This window comes from Chryseobacterium sp. WX (assembly GCF_029542485.1).
Lineage (GTDB): Bacteria > Bacteroidota > Bacteroidia > Flavobacteriales > Weeksellaceae > Chryseobacterium > Chryseobacterium cucumeris.
Genome location: NZ_CP120710.1, coordinates 4961139 through 4978823 on the forward strand (window position 1 = coordinate 4961139; position 17685 = coordinate 4978823).

The following is a 17685-nucleotide window of genomic DNA, read 5'->3' on the forward strand; positions in this document are numbered from 1 at the left end:
ATATAAAATATGAAAATTACTCATCTTGAGATAAAAGATAAAGAATATAAAAATCTAAATATTGATTTAAAAGAAAATAAATCGGGTATTATGGCATTTATAGGAAATAATGGAAGTGGTAAAAGCAATTTGCTAGAGTCACTTTCCATTATTTTCAAAAATTTATATACAAGAAAAGATAAAGAGATACCGTTTAGTTTTTCTATTTCATACTTAAATAGTGGTTCTACTGATAAAATTACTATCACAAAGCAAAAAACCACGATGAAATATTACGTAAATGATGTAGTAGCTTCAGATGTATATAGTAAATTACCAAAACAAATTGTAGCCATATATAGTGGAGAAGAAAATAGATTGTGGAAAAATTGGTACAAACCGATATATGATGACTATATAGCTAATATTACAAGCGGTAAAGCTACAGGTATCGGTTCATATAATGACTTTCCGAAAATGCTGTATATTAATAAATTTTATTGGCATATATCTTTGTTATGCTTGCTATTACAAAAACGTTATGACGAAGCGGATAATTTCTGTACAGATGTTTTGAATATTCAAAAAGTACATACCGTAAAATTTACTTTTAATAAGGGTAATTATACAAATTATACTAATAGTAACGTAAAACAATTTATTCAAGTATTAGATAGTAAAGAGGAATATACATTAGAAGAACTAAACGACATTCTCGATGCACAAGGCTATACCATAGCAGATGCTTATAAATACCTATATATTGCCTTCACGCCGGATAAACAGAAAATGGTGGAAGATATTGTTATTAAATATAATGACGATCATTTGGAAATAGAACATTTTAGTGAAGGCGAAAAAAAAATGCTTTTGATAAAATCAGCCTTAGAATTTGCAGGTGCTGAGGATAGTTTATTTATTTTGGATGAGCCAGATGCGCATATTCATTTGAATAATAAAATACAGATTAAAAAAGTATTTGAAAGATATATCAATAATCGTCAAGTTGTATTAACCACACATTCACCTACATTAACAGATACCTTAGAAGAAGACGCCTTGTATATGTTGAACCAAGGTAAATTGGTACCACAGGTGAAACAAGAAATACTTGAAAATGTTTCGGGCGAGTTTTGGAATAAATTTCAGCAAAATGCTTATATATCTACCACCAAACAAATTATTATATTGGTTGAAGGTATGGAAGATAAAACCCATATTACAAATGCATATGAAAAGTTAAATGATGAATATGACATAGATTTTGCTATATTTAATATGGGGGGAGCTGATAATATCGAACATTTTGTTAAAGGTATATATAGTTCTGAGCTTAAAAATGACCGTTTACATATTTGTATTTTAGATAATGATGAAAAAGGTATTGAAGTTTGTAAAAATTTGAGTACAAGTTTTAAAAATATGCCAAATTTTAATGTGTTTCTTTATCCTAAAAAGCAAGTAAACCCAAGTCATGATGGAAGTTTTACAGTTGAAAATATGTTTGAACCTAAATTATATGAAAATGCCTATAAACAGGTGTTGCAAAATTTTAGTTTTGAATATAAATCAATTGATAAAATTTCAACAAATATTCAAACTAAGGCTAAAGGAAGATTAGCGGGTTTAAGCAGTGGTTTTGATAAGGAAGATTTTAATAATTTCAAAATTATTTTCGATAAAATAAAAAATCACTTTAATGAACATAAAAATACTGGTTTAAAAGTAACAACAGACAAGGTTCTTGAAAAAATTGAAACCGCGTCCATTGTTGAAGTTCCAAATTCAAAAGAAAATCAATTAGTTAAACCTACTCTAAAGAAAGATTTTATTGAAGTCTACACAAATGCAAAAGGAGTTGAAGCTATAGGTGAATTTTATCCGCCAAATACTTTAGTTGTAAAAACAGGAAGCAAAATTGTACAAAAAGTTACACCGACTTTTACAGGAAAAGAAGTTAGAAACAAATTGATAAGAAAATATATTGATAAAAAAACAGATGGCAATTGGATATTAAAAGAAGACGTTGAATTTAATACACCATCTGGAGCAATTAATTTTGTTATGGGCAGTAATCTAAATGGTTGGGATTATTGGCATGTAAAAGAAACGAGTAAATCTTTACAGACTGAAAGAAAGAAATAGTAATAAATAATTAGCCACCTTTTTGACCACCCTAAAAAGCAAAAACCTCTGAAAATCAAATGATTTCAGAGGTTTTTTGTACCCAGGACCGGGATCGAACCGGTACTCCTAAGAACTGGTGTTTGAGACCAGCGCGTCTACCAATTCCGCCACCTGGGCTTGATGTTGATTTCAAACGTGATGTTTGTTTCAAATTGGTGTGCAAATATAGGAACTTTTTTCAATGTTCAAAAGCTTTTGAACATTTTTTTTTTAAAAATTAAATTCCAAACCATCGTAGGCAAGGTGTATTCCGGCCGGAAGCTCCTTATCTTCAATGTCATGCAGCCCCAGATGATGGCTGATGTGGGTTAAAAATAATTTTTTAGGTTTTAGCTCTTCAAATAATTTAATAACATCCGGAAGGATAAAATGGGCAGGATGGGGATCAAATTTTCTGATGCAGTTTAAGATCAGAATGTCAAGATCCTTCAGTTTTTCCTTCTCCGTTTCAGAAATAAACCCGGCATCCGTAATGTAAGCCAGCTTTTTAAACTTATATCCGAAAACAGTAATTTTATAGTGAATCACCTCCACAGGAGTGATTTCTGTGTCCAATACCTCAAAAGGCTTATTTTCTATTTCGTGTAGCTCAAAAGCGGGTGCACCGGGATACCTTACGTCAGCAAAAGCGTAAGGAAATCTGTTTTTTATCTCATGAGCCACTCTTGAATAGCAGTAGAGCGGTACATCTTTTCCACTTTTAAAAATCAGGGGCCGCATATCATCCAGACCGATCACGTGGTCATTATGTTCATGGGTAATTAGTGCAATGTCTACGGTATGTTCATGGTTGGTAAGCATTTGCTGCCTGAAATCCGGGCCGCAGTCGATCAGTATTTTTTTATTTTCTTCCGTAGTAATCATTACGGAAGAACGCAAACGTTTGTCTTTGGGATTTTCTGAAGTACACACTTCACATGTACAGCCTATAACGGGTACACCTTGAGAAGTACCGGTTCCTAAAAATTTCAACTTCATTTTGTTTTGAGGTTGGTTTAATTTTGGTAAATTTACAAAAAATTTCACGTCCTAATGTATCAGAAACTAACTCCTAAACAAAAAGCATTAACAATTAATCTAGATCCTACTATTTATGGTACTTTCGCAGAAATTGGAGCCGGGCAGGAGACTGTTCGCCACTTTTTTAGAGCAGGGGGAGCTTCCGGTACGATTGCTAAGGCAATGTCTGCTTATGACAAAGATTTTAGTGATGCCATCTACGGAAAAGAAGTAAAAAACAGGTACGTAACCCAAAACAGGCTTCGCAAAATGCTTCGATATGAAGTCGCTTTGATTGAAGAGAGAATTTCAAGAGATAATAATCCTGACAGGAAATTCTTTTCTTACGCCAATACGGTAACGACCATCAATTTTGATAAAACGGTAAAAGGCCACGGCTGGGTAGGAATCCGTTTTCAGACCAAAGAAAATGAAGATTATAATGAGATCGTTATCCACGTAAAATTCAAAGAAAATGATGCTACACTTCAGCAGGAAACCTTAGGAAACCTAGGAGTAAATCTTATTTTCGGAGCCTTTCATTATTTTGACAATCCAAGAACTTTAGTAGAATCTCTTTATGATGATATTGCAAAAGATAATCTGGAAATTGATATGATCGACTTCAGCGGACCTGCTTTTGCCTATGTTGATAACAGACTGATGTCTCTTCAATTGGTAAAGAATGGAATGACGGATGCGGTAATTTTCAATTCTCAAGGAAACAATATGCTTCCTGCAGATGTTTTGTACAAGAAAAATATTTTCGCGGTAAGAGGAAGTTTCAGACCAGTAACGAAAGTGAACATTGACATGCTTAAAAATGGTATGGATATGTTCTTCAAAGATGCTACCTGTACCCACGAAGAAACGGAGGTCCTTATTGAAATCACCATTTCCAATCTGAGAGCAGACGGAGATATTGATGAAAGGGATTTCCTGGATAGAGTAGACATTCTTGGAAAACTGGGGTACACCGTTATTATTTCAAACTTCTCTGAATATTACAGACTGATTGATTACTTCGCATCTTACACAAGTGGAGACATCGGAGTAGCCATGGGAGTAAATAATATGCTGATGGTATTCGATGAGAAATATTATAAAAATCTCTCAGGAGGAATTCTTGAAGCATTCGGTAAGTTTTTCAGAAACGGAATGAGAGTGTATCTGTATCCTTACAAAGATCCGGAAACTCATCAGCTGTTGGATTCTTCCAACCTGAAGGTAGAAGAAAATCTGAAAGAATTATACAAATACTTCAAACACAACAACCGTATCGTAGATATTACCAATTATAATCCTGAGTTTTTGGAAATTTATTCCAGAGAGATATTAAGAAAAATTGCATGTTGTGTGAAAGGCTGGGAAACTCAGGTTCCGGAAGGCGTAGCAGAAATGATTAAAGAGCGTGGAATGTTCGGATATAAAGAAGAGCTTTCCCTAAAACAATTCTCTTAAAATATAAATACAATGTCAGAATTAAAGAAAAGACTTTCCTCAATTCTTGAAAGTCCCAAACATAATACAGAAGAAAAACTTGAAAAAGTCTGCCACCTGTTGGATCAGGAGATTCCTTACTTCAACTGGACAGGTTTCTATTTCAAAAACGGAGATAAGGATGAATTGATTTTAGGTCCTTATGTAGGAGCGCCAACAGATCATACTATTATTCCTTACGGTAAAGGAATTTGTGGCCAGGTTGCTGTTTCCAATGAAACATTTGTAGTTCCTGATGTACACGAAGAAAGCAATTATTTAAGCTGTTCAATTGATACAAAAGCAGAAATTGTAGTTCCGATTTTTAAGGATGGAAAAAATATCGGTCAGATCGATATTGATTCTCACACCATTGATCCTTTCACGCAGGAAGACCGTGAATTATTAGAATGGCTTTGTAATGAAGTTTCTAAGATTTTATAATCAAAACTTACTATAAAAATATAAAAACTCCGGCTGTAATAGCCGGAGTTTTTTATGGATTGTTGGTGGTAATCACAAACATAATTAAAGGTTCATCTCTCATATTTTCAATAGAATGATATCCTACAGAACTGATCGCTGTAATATCGCCTTTCTGCAGCACTTTCCTGCGTATTGCTCCTTCTGTTCCTGTTCTTTCACGATATTCTCCGGTTCCATGCACTACAACGTACAATTCCTGTTCATTTCTTAGATTGTGCGTGTGGAATCCAGATTCATCTCCTTTATTCAGTAAAACCATGTAGGCCGCCAGGCGGTTATTGGCCAGTTCTTCCTGATCAAACATCTGTATCATATAAACCGTTCCCTTTCCTCCATACATATTTTCACGTTTTTCTAAACGGGTGATGGTTCTTTCTTCCTTTCCAAATGCCATTACATAAAGATTGATGTATTTTAAAACCTCCTGCATAACATGATTGAATTCTGTTCCTTCAGATAGTATAACTGTACCAGACATGTGAATTGAATATTTAAAGTTTAATATTTAAAGTGTAAAGATGAGGTGAAAAACTAACCTTGCTGCATTGAATGAATTTCTGTGAGAAGTTCTTTAAAATAATTCTCACATTTGGCAATATGGGTTCCATACCAGGAAAAGGCTTCACCATCTACAATCATAATCTTTTTATCCGGATAGAAGACCTGCAGTTCTTCAATATGTTTTTCTTTAAACGGAAAAGGTTCGGATGAAAGCATAATGACGTCTGCCTCTACCAGATCTTCAGTGGTAATTTGTGGATAACGGGTTTTGTCTTTAAAAATATTTTCAAAACCAATTTCAGATAAAATCCTGTGGATGAAAGTATCTGATCCAATGGTCATATAAGGATTTTTCCAGATAAGATAAGCTGCTTTTACAGGAGATTCCAGTTGTGCCTGATTCAGAACATCATAAATTTTAAGATTGAAAAGCTGCGCTCTGTCTTCCTTTCCAAAAAGTTTTCCGAGGTTTTTAAGCAGGTAATAATTATCCTCAATGGTATCAATATTGGTGACCATTACCTTGTGATCATCCATCAGAGCTTCCACCTGATCTTTTACATTCTCTTCCTTATTGGCAAGAATAAGATCCGGCTGTAATGCTTTAATTTTTTCAATATTAATATTCTTAGTTCCGCCGATTATGGGTACATTTTTTATTTTATCCTGAGGATGGATACAGAATTTTGTTCTTCCTACCACTTCATTTTCGGTCAGTCCAAGGTCGAATAAAGCCTCAGTAATAGAAGGTACAAGTGAAACGATTTTCATATTGGCATGTTAGATGATGCCTAAAATTACAAAAGTTTTCCGGTTAAGAAAAGTCCGGCTACGGTAAAATAGATAATAAGTCCCGTTACATCTACTAATGTTGCTACAAACGGTGCAGAAGAAGTAGCAGGGTCAAGATTTAATTTCTTTAAAACAAACGGAATCATAGAACCTGATAATGTTCCCCATAATACAATAGCAATCAGGGAAACAGAAACACTCAATCCTACGTATACCCAATACTGGCCGTAATCAAACAAGCCAATTTGCTGCCAAAGCATAATTCTGATAAATCCGATAACCCCTAAAATTGCTCCGAGACATAATCCGGAGATAATTTCTTTTTTCATGACGTACCACCAATCTTTCAGACTGATTTCCTGCAGCGCCATTGCTCTGATAATCAACGTTGCAGCCTGTGATCCGGAATTTCCTCCACTGGAAATAATCAATGGAACAAATAGAGCAAGAACAACTGCTTTTTCAATTTCTTTATCAAAATATCCCATAGCAGAAGCCGTCAGCATTTCCGAAACAAATAAAATGATCAGCCAGGTAGCTCTTTTTTTGATCATTTCTGTCCATGAAGTCTGGATGTAAGGAAGATCCAATGCCTCCAATCCCCCGAACTTCTGGATGTCCTCCGTGTTCTGCTGCTCAATCTGATCGAGAATGTCATCAATAGTAACAATTCCTACCAGAACACCGGCTTCCGTAATAATAGGAAGAGCACCACGGTCATACTTTTCGAAATAGGTTACCGCATCTTCTTTGGAAGTCGTTGTAGTAATCGCTACAAAATGATTGTCTGTGATGTCGGAAACCAAAGTATCTTCCTCTTCCAGGAGTAAAGTTCCGATGGCAAGGTCATCAATCAGACGGTTTCTTTCGTCTACCACGTACAGGTAGTTCATGGTTTCCACTCTTTTTCCTACTTTTTTGATCTGCTGAAGACATCTTTTTACCGTCCATTCCTTACGGATCTGGATATAGTAAGGTGTCATCAGACGGGCAATCGAATCCGAGTTGTATCCAAGAAGCTTTAAAGCAATCCTTCTTTCCTGGGGGTTAAGATGGTTGATGGAATACTTGATCAGTTCATCCGGGAAATCCTCGAAAAGAGCAGTTCTGTCATCCGGAGTCATGGCATTCAGAATTTCGGAAACTTCATCGCTTCCGATACTTCTGATGGTTTCTTCCTGAAAATCAGGGTCAAGATGTGAAAAAACTTCTGCTTTGTATTCTTTCGGAACCTTCAGGAACGCGAGCAGCCTCTCATCAGCAGGAAGTTCGCTGAGAGTTTCGGCAATATCGGCAGGGTTGAAGATAAGTTCGTCTCTAGAATTCAAAACGTGAAATTTTTTGGATATGCAAAAATAATTCAAATTTTTAAGACTGAGTAATAAACTGGCAAAATTAAGGATTAATTAAAGTTTATTGTTTCAGTATAAGGGAAAAAAAAACACCCGCCGAAGCGGATGTGCAAAAATTAAATTTTAAATTCCAATATTCTTTATATTGGTTCGCATTCTGAAGTGGGAATGTATGTACAAACAGCGTTTGTACAGCATTGGTAAGGGCCACAATCTGAATTGTCACCGCACTTTTTTATCCCGCTTCCTTTAATGTTTTTTTGTTCAAGCCTGTTGAGCTTCTTAAGATTTAAATTCTTCATACTATATGATTGTATTTAAATTAAGGCTCTATCATGCAGTCATGGTCAAGGCATTCTCCATTACAGCAATATCCAACAGAGCAAGGTCTTGTGATGCTGCATCTGAACGGTCCGATACCGCCGTTAATTTGCTTGGCAGCTTCTCTACTGAGTTTTTTTAGATTTTTCATAGCGTTATAGTTTAGATTTAATGTCAGACTAAAATAGTAAATATTTCTATATTATTCATTTTGAAGTGAAAATATTTTACTAGTAATCAGTGTTTTATTTATGTTTTAAATAAAAAAACACCTACTAAGGCAGGTGTCTGTAATGATCATATATTATTCCAGGGGACATGGATTAACAACACAGGTGTTGTGACAACACGATCCTCCCGGACATTCGTAATGTTCTGTACATCTTTTGAAAGGTCCGCTGCCTTTAATTTCCTTTTGTACTTGTCTGCTGAGTTTTTTTAGATTTTTCATAAATTTTGATTTTATATGGTTTAGTTTTATCTTTTATTCAAGGCAGATGAAAGGAGAGCAGATTCCAAAGCAACACCATCCAACGGTACATGGATTAGTTTCGCTGCATCTTTCCATAGTTCCTCCATTAATTTGTTTTGCTTTTTCTCTGCTGAGTTTCTTTAGATTTTTCATGAGATTTTGGTTTTAATGTTGGTCTAAATTAGTGAAAAATATTTAATAAATCATTATTTGGTGAAAATATTTAATTGTGTATCAGTTGTTTATGGTGGTTTTTTTTAATAAAAAGCACCTGTTCGTAAGGATGAACAAGTACTTTATTTAACATGAAATATTTATAATTCTGGGAATGCATACGCAACACATAGTCTGTGGCAGCATGAACCGCCAGGACATTCGAAATGATATTGACATTTCTGAAGACGTATGATACTCCCCAGGATTTCTTTCTGGCTTTCTCTGCTTAGTTTTTTTAGATTTGAATTTTTCATAATAATTTAGATTTAAGATAAAACTAAACTAATGAAAGCTTTCAACTTATTGATAAGGATATAGATACACTACAGAATAGTGTCTATAAAAGAATTATGATTATGAATCAGTCTGATATGTGGATTGACCTGCATGAAAAAAATTCACCATTGACTTACAAAGCAAAATTGACCATTGACGATAAATGACTGTCAATTCCAACCTTAAACCTCAAATCTTAAAGCTCTGCTTCTGTAGGTTTCAGTTTTCTCAACTTCTTAATGATTCCTTTTATCGCTCCTTCGGTTCCTATTTTAACAGAGTTGACTGTAGAACCCAGCAGACGCATATTTTTACGATAAGTATCATGATCGGTTTCTGTGACAAGAGTTCCGTCAGCACCAAAGAGTTTCATACTCACAACCACCTGATTGGAGAAAACATACTTTCCAAATCCCACTTTGAAATATCTCACTTTGGAAACAATGGCAAAATCTGCATCATTGTTCAGACAGTAATCTGCAATAGTCTGTTTGTCTATACTGTCGAAGGGAACCTGAACCTCCGCCCGGAGCATTTTATTTCTTCTGTTACTGAAATTATCGGTAACAGCATCAAAGAAAGCGTTGTTGGTGGGGTCTTTTATTTCGTCGATATCAGGCTCTACCTCAGGATTGAAGTAAAGAACTTTTTTTATTTTATCATCAGCATTCTTCTGGGCTTTTACCGAAGTAAATCCGATGAATAAAAAAGTAGTAACCGCTGTAAAGAATATAATTTTTTTCATTTGTAATTCGTATGCAAAATTACTGCCTTTTCGTTGTATTGCATACAAATTATTAAGAAATTTTTAACATTTTTTTCTATCAAATTTGATATATGAAATCAATAATGTTTGCAGAATCAAAAAATAGTCGTAATTTTGCACCCGTTACATAATAATCATTAAACAATATTGGAATGTACTTAACAACAGACAAAAAGCAGGAAATTTTCGCAAAACACGGGAAATCTGCACAAGACACAGGAAGTGCTGAAGGACAAATCGCTCTTTTCACTTTCAGAATCAATCACTTATCTCAGCACCTAAAGGCTAACCGTCACGATTTCAACACAGAGAGATCTCTAGTAAAATTGGTAGGTAAGAGAAAAAGTTTATTAGATTACCTTAAAAACAAAGATATCGCAAGATATAGAGCAATTATTGCTGAATTAGGTTTAAGAAAATAATCTATAAAGATTTTCAAAATAAAAAGCAACTTCGAAAGAGGTTGCTTTTTTGTTTTACGCAACAGGGGATTTTTTACCACAAATGCCACAAAAAGTTTCTTACGGAGTGACAAACTGTATGGATAGACCAATGCGCCAATTGTGTCATTCCGTAGGAATCCAGCCGTATTAAAACAACAAAAAAAGCCTCAACAAAAACTCCAATCCTGACCAACGTCACAACTAAAGACGTTATAATTCCCCTCCCTCGGAGGGGTGGCGAAAATTCAAAGAATTTTTGACGGGGTGGTTTACAACCTCACTACTCAGCCTTCTTTCCAATCTTCCCCAAATGTGTATTCTGAAAGCTATCCGGATACTTTAAGCCGTACCCCAGAATTCTGTCAAACGCAGAGTGAGAAAACATAACAGCTCCGATCATTTGTAAATAGGGCAGAGACAAGGCTGTTCCGGCAAAATAAACGATAATGGCTACTCCTAAATGATGGAAGAGATTGTAGAATAAAGCGCCTGCTTTATTATTAACCGTATATCCCAGCATAGAAATATCCGATGCGAGGAAAAGTCCGGCAAACCACCACCACGAATATTCCGTTTGTGCAAAAGCATATATACCTAAGAGTAGAAATGCGGCATATTCAAGCTTTAACTGTATTTTCATAATGATTGTGTTAGTTTATACGATAAGTTCTTTTTTCTCATGAAAAGTTACATTTTAAAATCTGAATAAAGAAAACGGAATACCTTTGAGATATTCCGCCTTATACATTTTGATTTGAATTTGATTTTAATGCCCGGACTTTGTTTCGGTACTTTCTACATGACCCAGATATTTGGTACAGTACGCTCCGAATATCAGAATTACCAGATAACAGAATACAGGAATAATAAATGAATGCTGTACTCCAAACTGATCGGCAAGATATCCCTGGAAAATAGGAACAATAGCTCCTCCCAGAATAGCCATTACCACTAATGAAGATCCCTGGCTGGTATATTTACCCAGTCCTGAAATAGCCAGTGTGTAAATATTTGAGAACATAATAGAATTGAAAATTCCGATTCCTAAAATACTGTACATCGCCAGCTCACCATGATTTACCATTGCAGAAATCAACAAGGCAACATTGATTGCTGCAAAAATGGATAATGTTCTTGCCGGAGCTGCTTTACCCACGAAAAAAGCAATGAAATTAAGGATGATAAACACAATGAAAAAGCTGATCTGACTGAAAGTAAGATTGACAATGCTGAAAATCACAAGGAAAACTGCTGCTGCTGCTCCCAGCATATACAGAGCCTTTTTGCTTTGGCTTATGGATTGATTTAAAGAAATGGCTCCCAAAAAACGGCCAATCATCGCTCCTCCCCAATATAAGGAAAGATAATTTTTACTGATGATCTCATTAAAACCCATAATCTGTGGCTGCTCAAGGAAACTAATGATGAAACTTCCTACGGCGACTTCTCCGCCTACGTAACAGAACATGGCAAATACTCCAAATTTCAGGTGGCTGAATTCAAGGGCTCCCCAGCCTTTTACGATTTCTTCTTCACCCATCTGGAAGGAAGGAAGCTTCACTCTGGAAATCAATAAAGCAACCAGTAAAAGGATACCTGCAAAAATAAGGTAAGGAATTCTCGTCGCTACCGCACTGAATGATCCGTCCGGAGATGAGAAAAATTCAAAAATCAGGTGACCTCCAAGTACCGGTGCAATGGTAGTTCCGAATGCATTGAATGCCTGAGTCATGTTCAGTCGGCTAGATGCAGATTCTTCACTTCCCAGCAATGAAACATAAGCGTTGGCTGTAATCTGCAGTACTGTAAAGCCAAGTCCTAAAATAAACAAAGCTCCCAGAAACAGCGGATAATAAGAGAACGTAGCTGCCGGATAAAACAGAACGCAGCCGAATGCGGCCAGAAAAATTCCGAACAGGATTCCTTTCTTATAGCCTAATTTATTGATAGGATCTCCTTTCGTAATGGAAATCATAAAATAAATCAGCGATCCGATAAAGTAAGCCCCGAAAAAACAGAACTGTACCAGCATGGATTCGAAAAAGGTAAGATTGAAAAGTTGTTTCAGATACGGGATCAGGATATCATTCATACAGGTGATGAATCCCCACATAAAAAACAGCAGGGTGATGGTAATCAACGGAACCGTATAATTCCTGCTTTGAGATTGTACTTCTTTATTAATCATAAACATTTATTTATCTGGATAAGGATAGTTCCTTAACTTTTTTAGCCTACAGCATTGTAATTGGTGAAGTAGGGCAAATATAGGGATCAGCCTATTGGTTTGCAATATTTTTACTAATTTTTAGAATGAAACAGACACTTTTTTCAGAGGATTGTATTATTTTCATTTTTTGAGACAATAATACAAAAACGACCGGATTTTTCAATACATTATCCTCAAAAAAACACTTTTTTATTTTCATAAATGGTATATAAGTTCAGATTAGTGATGTAAATTTTCATACTTTCATCAATTGATAGCCAATTTTTTGTATTTTAAACGCCTATTAAAGCAATCGAAAAATTTAATATATCATTATTATATAGTACCTTTGCAAACGAAAATTTAAAGAGTTTAAATATTAATCATACTCAATACGGAGTATAAAGAAGCAAATTTATGAGTATACCTCAAGCGTTTACAGAAACGATTATCCTTGCAGACGGCAGGGAAATCACTATCGAAACGGGAAAGCTGGCTAAGCAGGCTGACGGATCTGTAGTGGTGAAATGTGGCGGAACTATGCTTTTAGCAACAGTTGTAGCCAACAAAGAAGCCAATCCTGGTGTAGACTTTTTACCATTAACGGTAGATTACAGAGAAAAATTTTATGCAGGTGGAAGAATTCCTGGGAATTTCTTCCGTAGAGAAGCAAAACCATCTGATGATGAAGTGCTTACAATGAGATTGGTGGACAGAGTATTACGTCCTCTTTTCCCTGAAGATTTCCATGCGGAAGTACAGGTGATGATTTCATTAATTTCTTACGATAAAGAAGTAATGCCTGAAGCATTGGCAGGTTTGGCAGCTTCTGCAGCTATTGCAATTACAGATATCCCTTTCAACGGACCAATGTCTGAAGCAAGAGTAGTAAGAATTGACGGGCAATTGGCTGTTAACCCAAGTTATGAAAACTTATTAAAATCAGATATCGACATTATGGTGGGAGCTACTAAAGACTCCATCGTAATGGTAGAAGGAGAAATGAAGGAGATCTCTGAGCAGGAAATGCTTGAAGCCATCAACTTCGCTCACGCTGAGATCAAAAAACAGATTGAAGCTCAGGAGAGATTAGCTGAAAAGGTAGGAAAATCTTTCCCTAAAAGAGAATACAGCCACGAAGATCACGATGAAGAAATTCGTGAAAAAGTATGGAAAGAGTGCTATGATAAAGTATATGAAGTAGCAAAAACTCCATCAAATAAAGAAGAAAGAGGAGAAAAATTCAAAGCGGTTCTTGAAGAGTTTTTAGCACAATATGCTGAAAACGAAGAGGAATTGGCAAGAGTAACTCCATTCGTTAAAGTATATTACCATGACGTAGAGAAAGAAGCAATGCGTCAGATGATCCTTGAAGACAATATCCGTCTTGATGGTCGTGATCCTCAGACGATCCGTCCAATCTGGTCAGAAATTGATTACCTTCCGGGAGCTCACGGTTCTGCGATCTTTACAAGAGGAGAAACTCAGTCTCTGACTGCGGTAACTCTGGGTTCTGTAAAAGATGCGAACATGATCGACAGCGTAATCACGCAGCACGACGAAAGATTCTTCTTACACTATAACTTCCCTCCATTCTCTACAGGTGAAGCAAGACCTTTAAGAGGTACTTCAAGAAGAGAAGTAGGACACGGAAACTTAGCTCAAAGAGCATTAACAGCAGTAATTCCGCAAGAAAATCCATATACAATCAGAATTGTTTCCGATATCTTAGAATCTAATGGTTCTTCTTCAATGGCAACAGTTTGTGCAGGTACATTAGCATTGATGGATGCAGGGGTTCAGATTACAAAACCTGTTTCAGGGATTGCAATGGGTCTGATCACTGATACAAAATCAGGTAAATTTACCGTACTTTCTGATATCTTAGGAGATGAAGATCACCTTGGAGATATGGACTTCAAAGTAACAGGTACTGCAGACGGTATCACAGCTTGTCAGATGGATATCAAAATCCAGGGACTTTCTATGGATATCATGGAGAAAGCTTTGATGCAGGCTAAAGACGGAAGATTACACATCCTTAATAAAATCACGGAAACGATTTCCCAGCCAAGAGCAGATGTGAAGCCTCACGCTCCGAAAATGGTGGTTATGGAGATTCCAAAAGATTTCATTGGAGCTGTAATCGGGCCTGGTGGAAAAATTATTCAACAGTTACAGAAAGATACAGATACGGTTATTGCTATCGAAGAGATGGGAGAAATCGGACGTATCGAAATTGCAGGAACAGACAGAGAAAAAATCAATGCAGCTATTGCTAAGATCAATGAAATTACTTTCGTACCGGTTGTAGGCGAAGTTTACAAAGGTAAAGTAGTGAAAGTAATGGACTTTGGTGCATTCGTAGCGATCGCTAAAGGAACAGAAGGACTTCTTCACATTTCTGAAATTGAGTGGGCTCGTCTGGACAAAGTTCCTTATGCAGAAGGTGATGAGGTAGAAGTGAAGTTCATGGGTTATGATGACCGTAAGAAAATGAAACTTTCCCGTAAAGTTCTTTTACCAAGACCTCCAAGACCGGAAGGACAAGGTAGGCCTGAAGGGCAGAGAAGACCAGAAGGACAAGGAAGACCGGAAGGACAAAGAAGACCGGAAGGACAGAAACCACAAGGTGAAAAGCCACAAAGCGAAAAACCCGTGGAAAACCAAACTCCTTCTAACGAAGCTTAATAAGATTCATTCTTAAACATAAAAAATCCCTCAATTTGAGGGATTTTTGCTTTTTGCGTCATTGCGAAATGCAGAACTTTGAAGCAATCTCATTATTACGTTCCCACTCTCTGCTTCAGGTCCTCAGCACCGCCTGTTTTTCTGGGTTGTCCGTTTTTGGAAGAACCAAAATTGTAAGTATAGGAGAGGGTTGCCACACGGGTATCTCTTTTTACAGCGAAGTTTTCTAAATAATCATTATACACCGTTTGCCCTTTGATATTGCTGGTAAAGAAGACATCTGTGAAGGAAAGCTTCAGAACACTGTTGTTTTTAAACTTTTTCTGCGCTCCGATATTCAGATACCAGTTCGGGCTCACATTCAGATAAGCATAGATTTCTCTGGCTTTGTAATTTCCTGTAAGTTCAGCAGTGAAACCATTTCCCAGTTTAAAGGAATTAATACTGTTGATGCTGAATGTAAAATTCCCTTTATTATTGATCTGGGTTCCGGAGACATTTCCTGTGTAGGAGCCATAATAGAAATTAGCACTGTTATTCATATCCCACCATTGGGTCACCTTTACCGGAGCGATCAGGTTTAATCCGAAATAAGAAGCAGAATTCAGGTTTTCAATGGTCTGTACGGTTACAATCTGCCCGTTTTCTATGACAGGTTTTAGAATGTCTGTGATATTATCAGAATTCCTGCTGTAGCTTAAAGTGGCAAAGTATTTATTACTCAGACTGTAGGTTAATTCATAATTCATCGTGATTTGAGGGTTCAGATCAGGATTCCCGGCTTTCATTGTAGTAGGATCAAGATAGAATTTAAAAGGATTCAGCTGGTTGTAGCTTGGTCTTGTAATTCTTCTGCTGAGATTGATTTCAAGGTTGCTTTTATCCGTCAGATCATAACTCAGAACAGCGCTTGGGAACAGCTGGGTATAATTTCTTTTATTGATTTGATGGGTGGTAATCTGAGTTCCTTTTACATTGGTATTTTCAACTCTTAAACCTGCTGTAGCTTTAAATTTTTCCCATTTTTTGGACACATTTCCATACACTGCATTGATGTTTTCCTCATAAATAAAATGATTGGTTTTCCCAAGATCCGGAACAGGAATACCAGAACTGGCGTTGAAAAATTTCAAATCATTGTCTGTCTTTACAAAACTGGTTTTCACTCCGCTTTCCAGCTTCCAGTCGTTGCTGAAATTTTTTGTAAGATCAGATTTTAAAGAATAGATATTCAGTTTTCCGTCCATATCACCTTTAATAATGTCAAGATTATCCGTATTGCTGGAAATATCATGTGTTCTTGTATCAAAGCTCTGCAAAGAAGAGTTAGCGTAATTAATGTAGTCAAAATCGGTAGAAATATCAGAACCCAGCGAATCAATCGTATATTTATGATTAAGGTTGAATGAAACATTGGTCCAGCGGTCATTCGATCTGTTGACTGTTGTGAATGTGCTTTCAGGAAGGTAGTTGCTGCCCAGTGTGACGTTGGAATTATCACCGTTCACATTGAATTTGTTGGAAACCAGACCCACAGAAAATCCAAGCACATTCTTGTCGTTCAGATAATAATCCATTCCCGCTTTGGCCACATGGCTGTTGAATTTGAATTTCAGATAATTATCCTGCACATACGCTTTCTTAAAGGTATTGGCTTCATAGAAATTTCTGTCGAGAACCAATCCGTTGTAAGCTTCCCTGTACGCAAAGCTGTAATTTCCGAAAATATTGATGTTTTTATTTCTGTGGTTGATGCTGAAACTGTTGTTGTTTTTCACATATTTACCCGATCCCAGAGAGCTTGAAATAGTTCCGTTAGTTCCTTTTCTCTGTTCCTTTTTAAGTTTAATATTGATAATGGCGGATCCGGCAGCGTCATATTTTGAAGAAGGATTGGTGATGAACTCTATCTTTTCAATGGTGGAAGAGGGGATTCCCTTCAGATAATTGGCAAGATCAGTTCCCGTCATGGGAGTATTTTTACCATCGATTTGGATCAGAAGGTTTCCTTTTCCGCGAAGACTGATATTGTCGTTATTGTCAATATTCACTCCCGGAGCCTTTTCCAGGACTTCAAAAGCGGAATTTCCGGTGCTGGCAATACTGTTTTCAACGTTCATGATCATCTTTCCATCCTGTCTTTCAATGAGAGGCTTGGTTTTGGTGATCGTTACTCCTTCAATCGATTTTACATTCAGGTCAATGGGACTGAGGGTCTTATTTTCGGTTAATGAAATATTTTCCGAGTGATAAACCTCAGTACCGTTTTTATTAATTTTTACCTGATAAGTTCCTTCTTTTAAATCATTAAAATTGAACTTACCGTTGTTATCAGCAATTTCTGTTTTGATCAATTTCTGATCAGCATCAAAGAGATTGATCTCCATCTGCTCTGCTTTGTCGGATTTTATGTTTCCTGACAAAGTCAAACTCTGCATTGCCTGCTGGGCAGAGATCCTGCTGTTGAACAGCATCAGCATACAGACAATAATAAGTGAGAATATTCTGGTCATAGC

Annotated in this window: 17 protein-coding genes and 1 tRNA gene; 5 read left to right on the forward strand and 13 right to left on the reverse strand. The window is 36.3% G+C overall.

The features are described 5' to 3' along the window. Positions 1-9: 9 nt before the first annotated feature. Positions 10-2124: a DUF4357 domain-containing protein gene (locus PZ898_RS22815; protein WP_277694315.1), complete on the forward strand. Its 2115-nt coding sequence runs from the start codon at positions 10-12 to the stop codon at positions 2122-2124. A 79-nt stretch (positions 2125-2203) separates the two neighbouring features. On the opposite strand, the gene PZ898_RS22820 is transcribed toward PZ898_RS22815, so the two are convergent. Beyond that, positions 2204-2283: transfer RNA gene (locus PZ898_RS22820), tRNA-Leu, on the reverse strand. 93 nt (positions 2284-2376) lie between these two features. Continuing rightward, a complete protein-coding gene (locus tag PZ898_RS22825; RefSeq protein WP_062671362.1) occupies positions 2377-3144 on the reverse strand; it encodes an MBL fold metallo-hydrolase in 768 nt (255 codons plus the stop codon). Between the two features lie 54 nt (positions 3145-3198). Here PZ898_RS22825 and PZ898_RS22830 point away from each other — a divergent pair, with 54 nt between their 5' ends. Together PZ898_RS22830 and PZ898_RS22835 are read left to right on the forward strand one after the other, a co-directional pair. Beyond that, positions 3199-4626 (forward strand): hypothetical protein, encoded by a 1428-nt coding sequence (locus PZ898_RS22830; RefSeq protein WP_034692241.1) that lies wholly within the window; start codon positions 3199-3201, stop codon positions 4624-4626. Between the two features lie 12 nt (positions 4627-4638). After that, entirely contained in the window at positions 4639-5088 is a 450-nt protein-coding gene (locus PZ898_RS22835) for a GAF domain-containing protein (RefSeq protein WP_062671360.1), read from the forward strand. A 52-nt stretch (positions 5089-5140) separates the two neighbouring features. Here PZ898_RS22835 and PZ898_RS22840 read toward each other — a convergent pair whose 3' ends face one another. The 8 genes from PZ898_RS22840 to PZ898_RS22875 all read right to left on the reverse strand — a co-directional run bounded on the left by PZ898_RS22840 (position 5141) and on the right by PZ898_RS22875 (position 9805). Then, complete coding sequence (locus PZ898_RS22840; RefSeq protein WP_277694316.1) at positions 5141-5608, reverse strand: cupin domain-containing protein; 468 nt, start codon at positions 5606-5608, stop codon at positions 5141-5143. 53 nt (positions 5609-5661) lie between these two features. Further along, positions 5662-6402, reverse strand: a complete 741-nt coding sequence (locus tag PZ898_RS22845; RefSeq protein ID WP_062671356.1) for a helical backbone metal receptor — start codon at positions 6400-6402, stop codon at positions 5662-5664. A gap of 26 nt (positions 6403-6428) precedes the next feature. Beyond that, complete coding sequence (gene mgtE, locus PZ898_RS22850; RefSeq protein WP_047432715.1) at positions 6429-7751, reverse strand: magnesium transporter; 1323 nt, start codon at positions 7749-7751, stop codon at positions 6429-6431. A 346-nt stretch (positions 7752-8097) separates the two neighbouring features. Further along, the gene (locus tag PZ898_RS22855; protein ID WP_156106369.1) at positions 8098-8247 is read right to left on the reverse strand and encodes a hypothetical protein; all 150 of its coding nucleotides are present in this window, start codon (positions 8245-8247) and stop codon (positions 8098-8100) included. Positions 8248-8400: 153 nt separating this feature from the next. Next, positions 8401-8547 (reverse strand): hypothetical protein, encoded by a 147-nt coding sequence (locus tag PZ898_RS22860; RefSeq protein WP_002980914.1) that lies wholly within the window; start codon positions 8545-8547, stop codon positions 8401-8403. A gap of 33 nt (positions 8548-8580) precedes the next feature. Continuing rightward, positions 8581-8721, reverse strand: coding sequence for a hypothetical protein (locus PZ898_RS22865; RefSeq protein WP_157885750.1), 141 nt, complete (start codon positions 8719-8721; stop codon positions 8581-8583). Positions 8722-8882: 161 nt separating this feature from the next. Beyond that, positions 8883-9038 (reverse strand): hypothetical protein, encoded by a 156-nt coding sequence (locus PZ898_RS22870; protein WP_277694317.1) that lies wholly within the window; start codon positions 9036-9038, stop codon positions 8883-8885. 218 nt (positions 9039-9256) lie between these two features. After that, a complete protein-coding gene (locus PZ898_RS22875; RefSeq protein WP_062671354.1) occupies positions 9257-9805 on the reverse strand; it encodes a hypothetical protein in 549 nt (182 codons plus the stop codon). 173 nt (positions 9806-9978) lie between these two features. Here PZ898_RS22875 and rpsO point away from each other — a divergent pair, with 173 nt between their 5' ends. Next, the gene (rpsO, locus tag PZ898_RS22880) at positions 9979-10248 is read left to right on the forward strand and encodes a 30S ribosomal protein S15 (protein WP_034692246.1); all 270 of its coding nucleotides are present in this window, start codon (positions 9979-9981) and stop codon (positions 10246-10248) included. A gap of 301 nt (positions 10249-10549) precedes the next feature. Here the strand turns inward: rpsO and PZ898_RS22885 are convergent, their stop codons facing one another. Both PZ898_RS22885 and PZ898_RS22890 read right to left on the reverse strand, forming a co-directional pair. Then, positions 10550-10909 carry a DUF4260 domain-containing protein gene (locus PZ898_RS22885; RefSeq protein ID WP_277694318.1) on the reverse strand — a complete coding sequence of 120 codons (360 nt, stop codon included), beginning with the start codon at positions 10907-10909 and terminating at the stop codon, positions 10550-10552. A gap of 126 nt (positions 10910-11035) precedes the next feature. Beyond that, on the reverse strand, positions 11036-12457 hold the full coding sequence (locus PZ898_RS22890) for a sugar MFS transporter (RefSeq protein ID WP_062671350.1): 1422 nt from the start codon (positions 12455-12457) through the stop codon (positions 11036-11038). A gap of 438 nt (positions 12458-12895) precedes the next feature. Here PZ898_RS22890 and PZ898_RS22895 point away from each other — a divergent pair, with 438 nt between their 5' ends. After that, positions 12896-15169 carry a polyribonucleotide nucleotidyltransferase gene (locus tag PZ898_RS22895; protein ID WP_277694319.1) on the forward strand — a complete coding sequence of 758 codons (2274 nt, stop codon included), beginning with the start codon at positions 12896-12898 and terminating at the stop codon, positions 15167-15169. A 95-nt stretch (positions 15170-15264) separates the two neighbouring features. On the opposite strand, the gene PZ898_RS22900 is transcribed toward PZ898_RS22895, so the two are convergent. Beyond that, positions 15265-17682 carry a TonB-dependent receptor gene (locus tag PZ898_RS22900; RefSeq protein WP_277694320.1) on the reverse strand — a complete coding sequence of 806 codons (2418 nt, stop codon included), beginning with the start codon at positions 17680-17682 and terminating at the stop codon, positions 15265-15267. Positions 17683-17685 lie beyond the last annotated feature (3 nt).

Excerpts from the sequence above, each read along its gene's own strand:
- PZ898_RS22895 (WP_277694319.1), top strand. The coding sequence starts at position 12,896 with ATGAGTATACCTCAAGCGTTTACAGAAACGATTATCCTTGCAGACGGC.
- PZ898_RS22885 (WP_277694318.1), bottom strand. The coding sequence starts at position 10,909 with ATGAAAATACAGTTAAAGCTTGAATATGCCGCATTTCTACTCTTAGGT.
- PZ898_RS22830 (WP_034692241.1), top strand. The coding sequence starts at position 3,199 with ATGTATCAGAAACTAACTCCTAAACAAAAAGCATTAACAATTAATCTA.
- rpsO (WP_034692246.1), top strand. The coding sequence starts at position 9,979 with ATGTACTTAACAACAGACAAAAAGCAGGAAATTTTCGCAAAACACGGG.
- PZ898_RS22840 (WP_277694316.1), bottom strand. The coding sequence starts at position 5,608 with ATGTCTGGTACAGTTATACTATCTGAAGGAACAGAATTCAATCATGTT.
- PZ898_RS22860 (WP_002980914.1), bottom strand. The coding sequence starts at position 8,547 with ATGAAAAATCTAAAAAAACTCAGCAGACAAGTACAAAAGGAAATTAAA.
- PZ898_RS22870 (WP_277694317.1), bottom strand. The coding sequence starts at position 9,038 with ATGAAAAATTCAAATCTAAAAAAACTAAGCAGAGAAAGCCAGAAAGAA.
- PZ898_RS22865 (WP_157885750.1), bottom strand. The coding sequence starts at position 8,721 with ATGAAAAATCTAAAGAAACTCAGCAGAGAAAAAGCAAAACAAATTAAT.
- PZ898_RS22835 (WP_062671360.1), top strand. The coding sequence starts at position 4,639 with ATGTCAGAATTAAAGAAAAGACTTTCCTCAATTCTTGAAAGTCCCAAA.
- PZ898_RS22900 (WP_277694320.1), bottom strand. The coding sequence starts at position 17,682 with ATGACCAGAATATTCTCACTTATTATTGTCTGTATGCTGATGCTGTTC.
- PZ898_RS22825 (WP_062671362.1), bottom strand. The coding sequence starts at position 3,144 with ATGAAGTTGAAATTTTTAGGAACCGGTACTTCTCAAGGTGTACCCGTT.
- PZ898_RS22815 (WP_277694315.1), top strand. The coding sequence starts at position 10 with ATGAAAATTACTCATCTTGAGATAAAAGATAAAGAATATAAAAATCTA.
- PZ898_RS22875 (WP_062671354.1), bottom strand. The coding sequence starts at position 9,805 with ATGAAAAAAATTATATTCTTTACAGCGGTTACTACTTTTTTATTCATC.
- PZ898_RS22845 (WP_062671356.1), bottom strand. The coding sequence starts at position 6,402 with ATGAAAATCGTTTCACTTGTACCTTCTATTACTGAGGCTTTATTCGAC.
- PZ898_RS22890 (WP_062671350.1), bottom strand. The coding sequence starts at position 12,457 with ATGATTAATAAAGAAGTACAATCTCAAAGCAGGAATTATACGGTTCCG.
- PZ898_RS22855 (WP_156106369.1), bottom strand. The coding sequence starts at position 8,247 with ATGAAAAATCTAAAAAAACTCAGTAGAGAAGCTGCCAAGCAAATTAAC.